We start from the raw sequence: 12,423 nt of genomic DNA on the forward strand, positions 1-12,423 counted from the left end.
AATTTTACATATCTGTGATCGCAATAGAGTTTTGTTTCTTATAGGAAACAGAGGACATAGAAAATGAGTGAGGATTTTCAGATAGTTAAAATAAAAAAACACATCAGATAAATCCAAGGTGTTTTTTTAATTGTATTGATTACTGCGAGTAAGATTTAACGATTGATTAAATAGCCACCAAAATAATCTGCTATTTTTGCCTCGTCTACTTTTAAATTTCCTTTCCAACCGGCCCAAGGCATTTCCATATCAGAACGCCCTTTCGTATTGTTAAGTTGATTTTCTGCGCTAGTTATATCACCAAAATCGTGCCAACTATCAAGAGACAAAGAGATAAAAGTATTCGAAATAACGCCAATCAATGCGAGTGAATGCAATATCCCGCGTAATGTGTATTTATCACCTTTAATTAATTTTGCCTCAGATAAACGCTTTTCAAATTTTCCAGGAGTTTCATCTTCAGGCGCATTACGTAATAAATCTAATAGTTGATTAAAGACTTTTTTGTCTTCATCGGTAGGCTTTACAGCATCAACATTCAATAAATGTCGTAAATTCAAATACGCATAGCTTGGATTTCCGGTATAAGAATTTCCGTAATATAAGCAGTATTGAAAGTAGCTATCATTAATACAAATATGTTTGTTATAGCTGCTACAGATCCAGCAACAAGCATACTGCGGTTTTTCTATATATTCATGTTCGGGTAAAGTATTCAACTGATGATAAGCCCCTAAGACCGAACGTCCCCGCAAATAACTCCCCCCTACACCAGCAACAAAAGCATCCAAACAGCGCTGGCGGGTTAATGCACTTTCATGCTTTAAGCTGTGGAGCTTATTCATAATATCTTGATGGTCTGTAAAACATTCAATCTGATTAGCTTGCCATCGAGTATCGTTTAAAAGTGTACGTTCTTTGTCAGATAACAAATCTAATGAGTAAGTGGAAACAGCTCGTTCTCCATCATATTGGCTATTTTCGTATTTATAGAGTTTTCGTAAGACCCGCATGACTTGTTGCACAGAACCTCCTCATCTTTACGCCTATAAATCATTAGATATAAAAAAACTCCCAAAGTCATGATGAACTTATGGGAGTTTTTCTAATTAGGAAAAAGATTATTCGTTAATCAATTTTTTTGCTTCATTGCGCTTATTCACGATGGTGTTAATCACCAGTGTCAGAGCTAAAATCGCAGCAACGGTACCTAACGAAACCGCGGTAGGAATATGGAAAATATCCATCAGCAACATCTTCACGCCGATAAAGCTTAAAATGATAGCTAAACCGTACTTAAGCATTGAGAATTTCTCAGCAACACCCGCTAATAAGAAGTACATTGCACGTAAGCCTAAAATTGCAAACAGGTTAGACGTTAATACGATAAACGGGTCAGTGGTCACAGCAAAGATAGCGGGAATACTGTCTACCGCAAAGATAACATCGCTGATTTCCACTAAGATCAGAACCAAAATTAATGGGGTAGCAAACAGCAATCCATTCTTTTTAATAAAGAACTTTTCGCCGTGTAACTCATCGGTCATCCGTAAATGTGAACGCACCCATTTAACTAATGGCTTTTCATTTATCGGTGAATCATCTTCTTTAGCAAACGCCATTTTGATCCCCGTAAACAGTAAGAACGCACCGAAAATATAGAGGATCCAGCTAAATTGCGTGACTAACCAGCTACCTGCAAAAATCATAATCGTACGCAGGACGATAGCCCCAAGCACCCCGTAAACAAGTACGCGACGCTGTAAGCTTGCTGGAATAGCGAAGTAACCAAATAGCATTAACCAAACAAACACGTTATCCACGGCAAGGGCTTTTTCTAACAGATAACCGGTTAAGAACGCCATAGTTTGCGTGTTCGCGACTTCAGATCCAACGGTATCATTAAAGTACCACCACAGACCGCCCGCAAAAATCAGCGATAGAGTCACCCACAAGATGCTCCAGCCCGCAGCTTGCTTCATCGACATCGCCTGACCTTTATGTTTTCCTTGCCAAAACATATCGATGAGTAACATCACAAGGATCATGACAGCAAAGCTGCCCCATAAAACGGGATTTCCAACAGAGTTCATTTTGATTCCTTTAAAAAACAAAAAACGGCTGATATCCAGAAGACATCAGCCGCTTAAACTGTTTTCACCCTAAGTTATCACTATACGGTTGTAAACGATGAGCAAACCTCGCCTTCTGGCAAGGTCTCACTTACAACACAGATAACCTAAGATAAGGAAATTGTGGTGCTCGGTTACCGGGTACAATTGTGTGCACCGTAATGACGATAATCCGACAGAAGAAGTTACTCCCCTTTGCTATGCGCACACAATAAGGTAATTAATCTTAAAAAGCAATGATTAGCTACCAATATGTTCATGCTATTTTTCGTTACCTAAACGTAAATAAACTGGTAAATAGTCAGATTAAATCCTCTTATTCAGCGCCATTCCCATTTTTTGTTATTTTAGAAAGGCAGTGGTTAAGAACCTAAAATGTAAAAATCAGCCGCAATTTAAATGAATTCTCAAAATAAGCTTAAAATTTACTGTTTAGTTATTTTCTGTTTTGTTAAAGTGATCGGGTTTTACACTAACAGCCCGAAGAAACAGCCGTTTTCTTCCGGCATTTACTTAATCCATTTCTGCCCAACAACATGTTTGTTGCTGTGATTGCCGTTTAGGAAACATTAATGGAATTAGTTAGAGAACTTTTTTTCGCCCTTTGGCACCAAGATTACGAAACCTTATCTAACCCATCGTTGATATGGTCGATTTATTTCATGCTGTTCATGATCCTATTATTGGAGAACGGCGTGCTTCCAGCTGCATTCTTACCCGGTGATAGTTTACTGATCCTTGTTGGCGTACTCATCGCAAAAGGTGCTCTTAGCTACCCATTAACCTTAGTGATTTTAACTGCAGGCGCCAGTATTGGTTGTTGGGTCGGTTATATCCAAGGTCGCTGGCTAGGTAATACAAAAATTGTCAAAGGCTGGTTATCACACCTCCCCGAACACTATCACCAGCGTGCCTATGGGCTATTCCATCGTCACGGCTTAGCTGCGCTACTGATTGGTCGATTCCTTGCATTTGTCAGAACATTACTACCAACCATCGCAGGGCTTGCAGGCTTGCAAAATGGGCGTTTCCAACTGTTTAACTGGTTAAGTGGGCTCCTTTGGGTACTAATTTTGACCGCTATCGGCTACGGATTCGGTAAAAGCCCTATTTTCCAGCAATATGAGCATCAAATTATGAATGTCTTGATGCTTATTCCAGTTGGGTTATTAATTTTGGGTCTGATCGGCAGCATTGGTGTTGTCATCAAGAAAAAATTCGCCCGCAAATAAATAGCCGTCACTGAATCAAATCGAACAGCGGGAATATTTAGCGATTCCCGCTTTCCTCTATCTCAATTCGAAATCTATGCCAATTAGTGATTGCACTTAAGCTAAAAAAAGCTATTGTACTATTATTAATGTCATCGGCTATTAAGGTCATACGTTATTAAGGTATTGCGTTATTTTTCTATTGATAGGAGGTTCTACTATGTCGTCCAATCATTCTTCTGAAGATCTACGTGCTGAACTTAAATCACTCGCAGACTCTCTCGAATCCATTCTGAATAGTACTCAAGATAAATCAAAAGAAGAGATCGAAAACTTAAAGGCTAAAGCCCGTGAAGCCCTCTCCTCTTCAAAAGCTAAACTCGGTCAAGCCAGTGATAAAATTACCGAGCAAACCAAAGAAATTGCAGGCCAAGCAGATTGCTATGTGCGTGAAAATCCATGGAAAAGCGTGGGTATCGGTGCAGCCGTCGGTGTAGTCTTAGGCATGCTACTTAGCAAGCGCTAATCATCGCTTATGGAACAGTCGCCACGTCAAGGACCCGCTAAGCGGGTTCTAGATTCTCTGCAAAGAATTGCGGGTATCACCGTTAATATGGTTGAAACCCGCATTCAACTTATTGCAGTAGAATTAGAAGAAGAGAAACTCAACCTTGTTCAGTTATTATTACTCGCAGGGCTGACTCTTCTATTTTCTGCATTTGGTCTGATGTGCCTTATTGGGCTTATTTTTTGGTCTGTGGATCCCGTCTATCGTTATCAGGCTTTTGCTATCACGACCGGAACACTGATTTTACTCGCGATTATCTTTGCTATTTGGACGTTAAAAAAAGCGAAACAGTCCACGCTGCTAAGCGCAACCCGTGAACAACTTCGTAATGACGCTAAAGCACTGGCAGGAACCGATGATGAGCAAAAGTAAACGTCAGTTACTTGCAGAAAGAAAGTCACGCTTAGTCTCTGATATTGAGCTGCAGCGCATCCAGTTATCGGCCAGTAAGAAAGAGTGGCTACAAGCCACAGCTCCTTATGACCGCGCTTGGCAAACCCTGATGACCTTTCGCCCAATTGTTATCGCTGCGACGGGTCTTATCTCTATTTTTACCTTAAAGCACCCCAATCGATTTATTTCACTGAGCAAGAAAGCCATTGCAACTTGGGGACTTATTCGTACCCTAAGAAGCAGCTTAAACAGTTCAAGTCAGAAATAACCCATCTCCTTAAGATAAAAATAATCATTATTTGTCAATATGATAGATAAAAGTGCCCTTTGGCACTTTTTTTCGCACCCAATTATACACATTCAATTTTTTTGTCTATCTTTGTTAATAAGCTTAGCTTTTTATTGAATGAGCTAAGTAATAAGATACGCACATCCAAAATTTCTAGCCTTTTCGTGCTGAAACTTAGCTTATAACGCGATATATATCGCACTTTATTTATATTTAATGACCGTATTATCTGGAGAGACTCAATGAAAAATTTAGAAAGTGGAGCTATTTTATTAGCACGTATTATGATGCCAATTCTGTTCATCGTTGCAGGTTACGGTAAATTAGGCGGGGCATATGAAGGCACTCAGCAATATATGCAAGCAATGGGCGTCCCAGGCTTTTTACTGCCACTGACAATTTTACTTGAGTTAGGTGGTGGTCTGGCGGTGTTATTCGGTCTGTTAACACGTACAACCGCAATTTTCACTGCTGTGTTCACATTCTTAACTGCAATGCTGTTCCACACGAATTTCAGCGTTGAGCCAAACAGCTTGATGTTTATGAAAAATATGACCATTGCAGGCGGCTACATTCTGTTAGCAGTGACTGGCCCAGGCAAATTCAGTATCGACCATTTATTAAATAAAAAATGGTAATGAGCTCCAACCTCCTCGCCTATAGCGACCTATAGGCAGGGAGTCAACAGTACCCTCAAGTCAACATCCTTTTCCATAAGTTAAATGCCTTTGCACCTCCCATCCGAGGTGCTTTTTTTTGCTTTAGATCTGCTTCCGTCTTGGCTTTTTTTATTCTTACTTTCTTTTTATTTTCTTTTTTGCTTTTCCGAGTCGCCTCACGAGTGATCTCTAAATAATTCGAGTTGTAGCAAGGCGGTAAGTGAAGTTATCCCTAGGAGCATACACAAGTATGTGACTAGGGTGACTTTATGAAGCCAACACAGCTACAACTTGAAGTATGACGAGATCAAGATCTAAACAGCTTAGGGATTTCTCGTAAGCACCACGACTTCGCCTCCCCCATGCTATCCCGTCGCCACGCCATAATCATATTCGACTCATGACTAAACTCCGCCCCCACCACTTGCAGGCGCCCTTCCTTAATATCTTGCTCCACCAGCGGATATGGCATTGTCGCCACTCCTAGCCCTGCAATCAGCGCCTTGCGCTTATCTTCGATGCTCGATACCGTCAATCTTTGCTGCTTATCCAGCAGTTGCACGGTGATCACCGGGCGCTCACGGGCAGTATCTGCCACCGCAATACCTCGGTATTTCACACGTGTAGTTTCAGAAAGCGGCTCGGGCTCTTGGTGAATAGGATGGTTTGGGCTTGCCACATAAATATGGTTCAGGGTATACAGCACTTTGGAGTTAATTTCAGAGGATGAACGAAAATGCATATCTGGTGCGATAACAATATCCGCACGCCCGGATTCGAGTCGCTCCCATGCTCCTGCTAGCACCTCAGTAATTAAAGAGAGTTGGGTATCGGATTTCTCAGCCAGTTTATCCACCAGCGGGAATAAAGACTCTGCCGGAACCAGCGCTTCACACACAATCGTCAGGTGCGTTTCCCAACCTTTAGCCAGCGCCTCCGCATCCGAGGTGAGTTTATCGGCGGCTTCAAGTAACACCCGCCCACGCTCTAACAGCATGCGCCCCACATTGGTAAATTTAGTTCGATGTCCTGAACGGTCAAACAAAATAACATCAAGTTCTTCTTCTAACTTCTGCATGGTATAGCTCAATGCCGAAGGAACGCGACCCAGCTCTTCCGCCGCTGCCGCGAAGCTGCCACGCCTATCGATTGCATCCATCACCCTTAACGACTCAAGTGTTAATGCTCTCTCTTTGCTCATGATGTATCTCTTTCAGGAAATTTGAATGATGGAAACAGATTAACTGGCTAACAATTCAACGTCCAGATATTTATTATAACAATATATTACTAGCTATATATTTTGAATGAGGGTTAACCATTATGATGAAATTAAGATCAGTTAACCATTGTGGGAAAGCAGACTACGGTTGGTTACAGGCACGCTATACTTTTTCGTTTGGTCACTATTTTGATCCAGACTTAATGGGCTTTAAAACCCTAAAAGTGCTAAATCAAGAAGTGCTTGCACCAGATAATGCTTTTCAACCAAGAGTTTATCCTCATGTTGATATTGTGAACATCATCCTGCAAGGTCAAGCTGAATACCGCGATAACATAGGTAATACCGTCAGTGCAAAAGCAGGGGAATGCGTCAGTTTTTCGCCTCGTCCTGACCTGAGCTACAGTGAACACAATATCAGTGAGACAACACCATTAACACGGCTTCAGTTGTGGCTAAATGCGTGCCCACAACAGGAATCTATGCCTCCCCAAAAGTTGGCATTAGCGGAGAAAGATAACAAGCTTATCGCATCACCCGATGGGGATGATGATAGCCTACGACTTCGCCAAAAAATTTGGATAAGCCAGATTTATCTTGAGCCTAATGAGTCGAAAACCCTCGTATTACGAGGTAAAAATGCCTACCTGCAATCCATTCATGGTGGTTTACAGGTTAGCGGGAAAGAATCGCAATCTTTATCAATGAGCTGTAACGATGGCTTATTTATCCAAGATGAAAATTCCCTAACACTTACCAGCGACCGAGCATTTAGAGGTTTGTTAATTGATTTAGGTGAATCGTTTTAATTCTATTCAGGGGCGGAAAAAGTGAATTTAATCCGTAGATCGCGCAAAATTTGCGAATAGATTCGCAAATTTCATCATTTCTATTTCCGCAATCCTGATACCACTGTGTTAGAGTCCAGCCATAAGACAGTTAAAAAACCATCAGTTTTTAACTCCGAACTTTATTTTTTGATTTTAAAGGGGTTCTTGTGGCTTTATTCATTTTGCAGCGACACAATCAAATTTTCTCTCGGATCCTCAATGAGGTTGTCCCTCAAGATGAATTAGCGAAACAGTTTTCCGTTTCCACCCGCACCATTCGCTCAGATATCAATGAAATCAACGAATTAATTAAAGATCATAGCGCTCATATTGTGTATGAGCGCGGGCGGGGGTATCGATTAAAAATCGAAAATGATGAGATTTTTTCTACATTTACCAAACTTAATGATAAAAACAGCCAAATCCCACGCACCAGCAAAGAGCGTATTGATGCCCTATTGCTCAAGCTGCTAATGCAGTCCCTACCCGTCAAGCTCGATGATATTGCCGAAGAGTGGTTTGTTAGCCGCAGTACCATTCAGCAAGATATGGGTGCTGTTCGCGAGCATCTTCATCGCTATCAAGTTCAACTGGAAAGCATTCCTCATCAAGGGATCCGCTTAAATGGCAGCGAATGGGCTATTCGTGCTTGTATGACTGAAGCCCTCTAGCGGCAGTTTAGCGAGCAAATCCCCCCCGACCTCGCCACATTCACGCCGGAAAGTCTGGATAATCTCGATTTAACCTATATCGATAAAGTGGTTCATAACAGTTTGAATCGCTTTGATATTCGCATCAGTAATGAAGGCCATCTTTATCTTGTATTTAACTGTGCCGTCACCATTTTACGTATTACCCGCGGCCATGAACTCACTGCCAGCGTCAACAACGAAGAATTAGAAGAAGTCATTACTCAAGCCTGTGATGAAATTTCTAAAGGGCTAATTTACTTCCTTGGCAATGATTTATCCCCAGCTGAATTGAGCTTTTTGCACGACCAAATCATCGCACAGCGTATCAGTAACCAGCACGCATCAACACAGAAGCATAATCATCACAATGAGTTATCTGAATATATCTTAAATTATATCAACGAGTTGTATAACTATGATTTGCGGAATGATGAAAAGCTAAAGAAAGATCTGAATACCCATCTTTCAGCCTTAATGACTCGCCTTCAATACCATATTTCCACCCCAAACCCGCTGCTTTCAGACATTAAACAGTATTATCCGTTTGCTTATGATGTCACGTTAAGCGCCTTAACCAGTGCCAGTAAGCAGCTGCTTCCACATCCCATTAATGAAGATGAACTGGGTTACTTAGCGGTACACATTGGGGTTAGCCTTGAACGAAATTATGGGGCAGGCTCCGCACGCCAGACGGAAGTGTTAGTGGTCACGGATGCAGGTAACTCCACCTTTCGCGTGGTGGAATCCAAAATTATGCGTGAATTTCCACAGCTCAAATTTAGCCGAGGGCTAACACTGCAAGAGTATGAATCGTTGGATGAAGTCGCAGAAGACTTTGTGATCACCACCGTACGGATCTCAGAGAAAAATAAACCCGTTATTAAAATTGCGCCCTTTCCAACCCCCTACCAGCTCGAACAAGTGGGTCGCTTAGCGATGGTGGATCAGACCCGTCCCTATATTATTGAGCGCTTCTTCGATGAACGTTTCTTTATGGTTATCAATGAAAAAATTAGCCAAGAGACGCTATTCAAAACTGTCTGCCAGAAACTGCAACTAGAAGGCTATGTCACCGCAGATTTTTATCCGTCATTACAAGAGCGTGAATCCATTGTCTCGACATTGCTGGGTGAAGGGATCGCCCTTCCTCACTCTTTAGGGTTACTCGCCAATAAAACCGTGGTAACGACCATCCTTGCCCCGCAAGGCATCGAGTGGAACAAAGAGACCAAAGAGAACGCCTATGTGATTTTCTTATTGGCAATCAGCAAAACTGACTATGAAGAAGCGATGGCGATTTATGATTTATTTGTCACCTTCGTCAAAGAGAAAACCACCCGCCGCCTTGTGAATGTCAAAAATTTCAATGAGTTCCAAGCTATCGCCAAAGATAGTCTCGCGCGAATTTTGTAGTTTCCTTTTATTTCCACCTCCTTGTGGAAAAAGGGAGGTGAGGACTATTTACGTGATCCTAACCACAACTCCACCAAATGATTTTTAGTCCAAATTGTCCACTTCATGCGTAAACCAACGTAAGTGGAAGTGAAGATTTCCACTCTATATAGATTTCCACAAATTCATTTCCACTTTTATTTATTAACCTGAGAGCTATTTCCACTATCTCCAAAATATCTTTAATAGGTTGAAATATAATAAATTTATTATATTACTCATTATCCAATCATCCCAAATCACCCTCTTAATGTGTTAGTTTTTCCAGTTAGCTTCCTCTTAGATCGAAAATTAACCGCCGCCCTTCCAGTTTCACTTCCAAAATATTTCCACTTTGAACTGGAAATTCCCTGTCTGCAAAATTATTCAAGAAGCGATTAAGGTATTAGTCATGAAGAAAAAAGTGATTTGATTTGAAATATTACCTTGGATTTTAAACAGTTATGAATGAATCAGTTGTGGTTTTCAAAATGTTAGAAGACGACCTTGATATCCATCAGGTCACACAAGAACTGCTAGCAGTGATTACTGACTGGCTCAAACTGGAGGGTTGTTACACCACGGATGTACAGCAACAAATGCTGGAGTCTCATCTACGTGCCATGGTTGCACGAGCCAAAACCGGTGAAGCCTTACCGGAAGTGGATATCAGTTTGTTTGATGAAATCTCGGACCACTCCATTGCATTAGCGCAACGCGTTGTCGATACCTTGCCAGGGCTTGCGCCAGAAGAGACTTATTTGCTCTCCGTTCACTTTGAAGTTGCCCGTTCTAATGATTAATTTTTAGCACCTTATTTTTAGTACTCTATTTTTAGCATTCGGTCTTGGAGAATATTTTATGAAACAGATAGTTATTGTTATCGGCGATCGTTTAGGTAAAGGGCAAAAAGTGGCTGCAGGCGTTGAAGCTGCCGGCGGAAAAGCCATCGTTGTTCCCGGTGTCGCTGCTGACATGAAACTGGGGGATGTGATGAACCAAGAACAAGCTGATCTTGGCATTTCATTCTGTGGTAGCGGTGGTGCAGGCGCCATTACAGCTCAAACCAAATATGGCTACAAAGCGCGTTATGGGATGCGTTCGATTGAAGAGGGAGAAACCGCCATTGCTGAAGGTTGCAATGTTTTAGGTTTCGGTTTTATGGACAAGGAAGAGTTAGGCGAGCGCTTAGTTAAAGCTTTTAATAAAAAATACGGCAACGCTTAATGAAAAAATCTATCGAAACGACCGTACGGGTGACAGGGCAAGGCGACACAAAGCAAAAAGCGATTGCTGACGCCTTAAATTCGATTCAAAAAACCGTACTTAAGAACAGCACCGACATCATTCTGCGGATAGAACCCAAGGATGTTGAGGTTGTTAGTGCTCACTCTCATTCGCGGACAGAAAAGTTTCTCTTTCTCTTTTTGCCACGCAAACGTGAACATTTTCGCGTTGTTCTCGACGTTTCGCTGGATGTTACCTTACTTTCTGTCAACGAAATTCCATTTACAGAACAATAAAAGCAATCAGGTCTGGAGTAAATTCCATGAGTGAAACTGCATCTTTCTTAGAAATATTGGGCATGTCCCTCATTATCGGCGGTCTCTGCGGCTTTGGTTTAGGCGCAGGGGCGGCACGTATGTTCCACGCGCCAACTGTTCAAGGTATGGGTGCATTCCGTACACTTGGTGAGTTAAACGCGTGTGAGGGCGACCCCGCATCACACTTCTCGTTCGGTTTAGGATTCTTCTTCAACGCATGGGCATCATCGGTCGCTGCGGGTGCCTTCACCCAAGACGTTGACCACCGCATCATCCCTAACTGGGGTGCCGCTGCTCTATTAACTAAAAACCGCAGCGTGGCAGATACCCTGCATAACCCGAAAAAAATGGCGATTGCCTGTGCCATTATCGGGGCATTAGTGGTCGCCTTCTTAAATACCACGGCGTCCGCAGTACCCGCAGCGCTGCAAACCACCGCGATCAACGTGCTGGTTCCTGCCGCTAACTTGCTGGTTAACACTGTGATGCCCGTTATTTTCTGGTTAGCCGCGATGGACGCAGGTCGTCGTTCCGGTTTCTGGGCAACCTTATTTGGTGGTTGCGCCCAATTAATCATGGGTAACGCTATCCCAGGTTTAGTGTTAGGGATCTTGATTGGTAAAGGCGTGGATGACAATGGCTGGAACCGTATCACTCGTACCATGATGATCACTGTTGTTCTGCTGTTCGTTCTCAGTGGCTTCTTCCGCGAGTTTGACCTGAAGATGATCACCTCTTTCAACTTAGACAAACCACTGTGGCTTGAATATGTCCACGGACTGCTGAGCGGGAAATAATCATGACAACTGAAATCAATAAACAAGACTTTTGGTACGCGGAATGGTCTTTCCCTATCTTTGTTGGGCTGTTATCTGCAGGGATCTTCGCAGGTACCCATATGTACGTCGTGTACGGGTTCGGCGCATTTAACGAAGTGGCTTTCGTCGCTATGTTACGTGCTGGGCTAGATACAGGGGTTTACGGTGCCGTCGCCGCCTTCGGTGCAAGCTTCCTGTTTGCGCGGATTATCGAAGGGTCATTAGTGGGGATTTTAGATATCGGTGGCGCACTGCAAACCGGTATTGGTTTAGGCGTTCCCGCACTCTTTTTAGCCGCAGGCTGGGATATTTTAGTCACCAACTTCTGGATCTCCCTGATCACTGGCTTATTCCTTGGGGTACTTATCGGCTTAATTATCGTGTTCGCCCGTAAGTTTACCATTGCACAAGCGAACTCAACGTTTGGTGCGGACGTCATGATGGGCGCAGGTAACACGTCAGGTCGTTTCTTGGGTCCATTGATTATCCTTGCCGCAATGGCCGCGTCTATTCCGATTGGTATTGGCGCACTAATTGGTTCACTGATTTTCTATGTATGGCAAAAACCAGTCGCCGGGGGCGCTATCTTAGGTGCGATGTTGTTTGGGTATTTCTTCCCACTCGCCGCTTAATT

Annotated in this window: 15 protein-coding genes and 1 pseudogene; 13 read left to right on the forward strand and 3 right to left on the reverse strand. The window is 42.6% G+C overall.

What is annotated here, in order from left to right; genetic code table 11:
• Positions 1-155 precede the first annotated feature (155 nt).
• Together GKR74_RS09775 and GKR74_RS09780 are read right to left on the reverse strand one after the other, a co-directional pair.
• Entirely contained in the window at positions 156-1,025 is an 870-nt protein-coding gene (locus GKR74_RS09775; protein ID WP_336431318.1) for a hypothetical protein, read from the reverse strand.
• 96 nt (positions 1,026-1,121) lie between these two features.
• Positions 1,122-2,093 (reverse strand): TerC family protein, encoded by a 972-nt coding sequence (locus GKR74_RS09780; RefSeq protein ID WP_154603422.1) that lies wholly within the window; start codon positions 2,091-2,093, stop codon positions 1,122-1,124.
• 611 nt (positions 2,094-2,704) lie between these two features.
• On the opposite strand from GKR74_RS09780, the gene GKR74_RS09785 reads away from it, so the two are divergent.
• The 5 genes from GKR74_RS09785 to GKR74_RS09805 all read left to right on the forward strand — a co-directional run bounded on the left by GKR74_RS09785 (position 2,705) and on the right by GKR74_RS09805 (position 5,231).
• Entirely contained in the window at positions 2,705-3,364 is a 660-nt protein-coding gene (locus tag GKR74_RS09785) for a DedA family protein (protein WP_154603423.1), read from the forward strand.
• Positions 3,365-3,563: 199 nt separating this feature from the next.
• Positions 3,564-3,869, forward strand: a complete 306-nt coding sequence (locus GKR74_RS09790; protein ID WP_154603424.1) for a DUF883 family protein — start codon at positions 3,564-3,566, stop codon at positions 3,867-3,869.
• A gap of 9 nt (positions 3,870-3,878) precedes the next feature.
• The gene (locus GKR74_RS09795) at positions 3,879-4,283 is read left to right on the forward strand and encodes a phage holin family protein (protein WP_154603425.1); all 405 of its coding nucleotides are present in this window, start codon (positions 3,879-3,881) and stop codon (positions 4,281-4,283) included.
• Positions 4,270-4,572 carry a YqjK-like family protein gene (locus tag GKR74_RS09800; RefSeq protein WP_230086679.1) on the forward strand — a complete coding sequence of 101 codons (303 nt, stop codon included), beginning with the start codon at positions 4,270-4,272 and terminating at the stop codon, positions 4,570-4,572. Before GKR74_RS09795 ends, GKR74_RS09800 begins: the two co-directional genes overlap by 14 nt.
• A 263-nt stretch (positions 4,573-4,835) precedes the next feature.
• Entirely contained in the window at positions 4,836-5,231 is a 396-nt protein-coding gene (locus GKR74_RS09805) for a DoxX family protein (RefSeq protein WP_132496578.1), read from the forward strand.
• Between the two features lie 277 nt (positions 5,232-5,508).
• Here the strand turns inward: GKR74_RS09805 and GKR74_RS09810 are convergent.
• Positions 5,509-6,453 (reverse strand): annotated as a pseudogene (locus tag GKR74_RS09810) (LysR family transcriptional regulator).
• Positions 6,454-6,575: 122 nt separating this feature from the next.
• Between GKR74_RS09810 and GKR74_RS09815 the strand changes: the two are divergent.
• The 8 genes from GKR74_RS09815 to GKR74_RS09845 all read left to right on the forward strand — a co-directional run bounded on the left by GKR74_RS09815 (position 6,576) and on the right by GKR74_RS09845 (position 12,421).
• Positions 6,576-7,283 (forward strand): pirin family protein, encoded by a 708-nt coding sequence (locus tag GKR74_RS09815; RefSeq protein WP_154603427.1) that lies wholly within the window; start codon positions 6,576-6,578, stop codon positions 7,281-7,283.
• Positions 7,284-7,471: 188 nt separating this feature from the next.
• A complete protein-coding gene (locus tag GKR74_RS17970) occupies positions 7,472-7,975 on the forward strand; it encodes a BglG family transcription antiterminator (protein WP_336431319.1) in 504 nt (167 codons plus the stop codon).
• A gap of 102 nt (positions 7,976-8,077) precedes the next feature.
• Positions 8,078-9,409: a BglG family transcription antiterminator gene (locus GKR74_RS09820; RefSeq protein ID WP_230089142.1), complete on the forward strand. Its 1,332-nt coding sequence runs from the start codon at positions 8,078-8,080 to the stop codon at positions 9,407-9,409.
• A gap of 482 nt (positions 9,410-9,891) precedes the next feature.
• Entirely contained in the window at positions 9,892-10,230 is a 339-nt protein-coding gene (locus GKR74_RS09825; protein WP_154603428.1) for a transcriptional antiterminator, read from the forward strand.
• 58 nt (positions 10,231-10,288) lie between these two features.
• Positions 10,289-10,654, forward strand: coding sequence for an SFCGS family glycine-rich protein (locus GKR74_RS09830; protein WP_036956157.1), 366 nt, complete (start codon positions 10,289-10,291; stop codon positions 10,652-10,654).
• On the forward strand, positions 10,654-10,950 hold the full coding sequence (locus tag GKR74_RS09835) for a DUF4312 family protein (RefSeq protein ID WP_006659132.1): 297 nt from the start codon (positions 10,654-10,656) through the stop codon (positions 10,948-10,950). The genes GKR74_RS09830 and GKR74_RS09835 overlap by 1 nt, the downstream gene beginning before the upstream one ends.
• A gap of 26 nt (positions 10,951-10,976) precedes the next feature.
• On the forward strand, positions 10,977-11,768 hold the full coding sequence (locus GKR74_RS09840; protein ID WP_004258184.1) for a DUF4311 domain-containing protein: 792 nt from the start codon (positions 10,977-10,979) through the stop codon (positions 11,766-11,768).
• A gap of 2 nt (positions 11,769-11,770) precedes the next feature.
• Positions 11,771-12,421: a DUF4310 family protein gene (locus GKR74_RS09845; RefSeq protein ID WP_036956154.1), complete on the forward strand. Its 651-nt coding sequence runs from the start codon at positions 11,771-11,773 to the stop codon at positions 12,419-12,421.
• The last annotated feature ends 2 nt before the right edge of the window (positions 12,422-12,423 follow it).

Origin of the sequence: Providencia sp. wls1914 (assembly GCF_009706645.1) — a bacterium.
Classification (GTDB): domain Bacteria; phylum Pseudomonadota; class Gammaproteobacteria; order Enterobacterales; family Enterobacteriaceae; genus Providencia; species Providencia zhijiangensis.

Excerpts from the sequence above, each read along its gene's own strand:
- GKR74_RS09830 (WP_036956157.1), top strand. The coding sequence starts at position 10,289 with ATGAAACAGATAGTTATTGTTATCGGCGATCGTTTAGGTAAAGGGCAA.
- GKR74_RS09835 (WP_006659132.1), top strand. The coding sequence starts at position 10,654 with ATGAAAAAATCTATCGAAACGACCGTACGGGTGACAGGGCAAGGCGAC.
- GKR74_RS09845 (WP_036956154.1), top strand. The coding sequence starts at position 11,771 with ATGACAACTGAAATCAATAAACAAGACTTTTGGTACGCGGAATGGTCT.
- GKR74_RS09795 (WP_154603425.1), top strand. The coding sequence starts at position 3,879 with ATGGAACAGTCGCCACGTCAAGGACCCGCTAAGCGGGTTCTAGATTCT.
- GKR74_RS09780 (WP_154603422.1), bottom strand. The coding sequence starts at position 2,093 with ATGAACTCTGTTGGAAATCCCGTTTTATGGGGCAGCTTTGCTGTCATG.
- GKR74_RS09785 (WP_154603423.1), top strand. The coding sequence starts at position 2,705 with ATGGAATTAGTTAGAGAACTTTTTTTCGCCCTTTGGCACCAAGATTAC.
- GKR74_RS09805 (WP_132496578.1), top strand. The coding sequence starts at position 4,836 with ATGAAAAATTTAGAAAGTGGAGCTATTTTATTAGCACGTATTATGATG.
- GKR74_RS09840 (WP_004258184.1), top strand. The coding sequence starts at position 10,977 with ATGAGTGAAACTGCATCTTTCTTAGAAATATTGGGCATGTCCCTCATT.
- GKR74_RS09790 (WP_154603424.1), top strand. The coding sequence starts at position 3,564 with ATGTCGTCCAATCATTCTTCTGAAGATCTACGTGCTGAACTTAAATCA.
- GKR74_RS09825 (WP_154603428.1), top strand. The coding sequence starts at position 9,892 with ATGAATGAATCAGTTGTGGTTTTCAAAATGTTAGAAGACGACCTTGAT.
- GKR74_RS09815 (WP_154603427.1), top strand. The coding sequence starts at position 6,576 with ATGATGAAATTAAGATCAGTTAACCATTGTGGGAAAGCAGACTACGGT.
- GKR74_RS09800 (WP_230086679.1), top strand. The coding sequence starts at position 4,270 with ATGAGCAAAAGTAAACGTCAGTTACTTGCAGAAAGAAAGTCACGCTTA.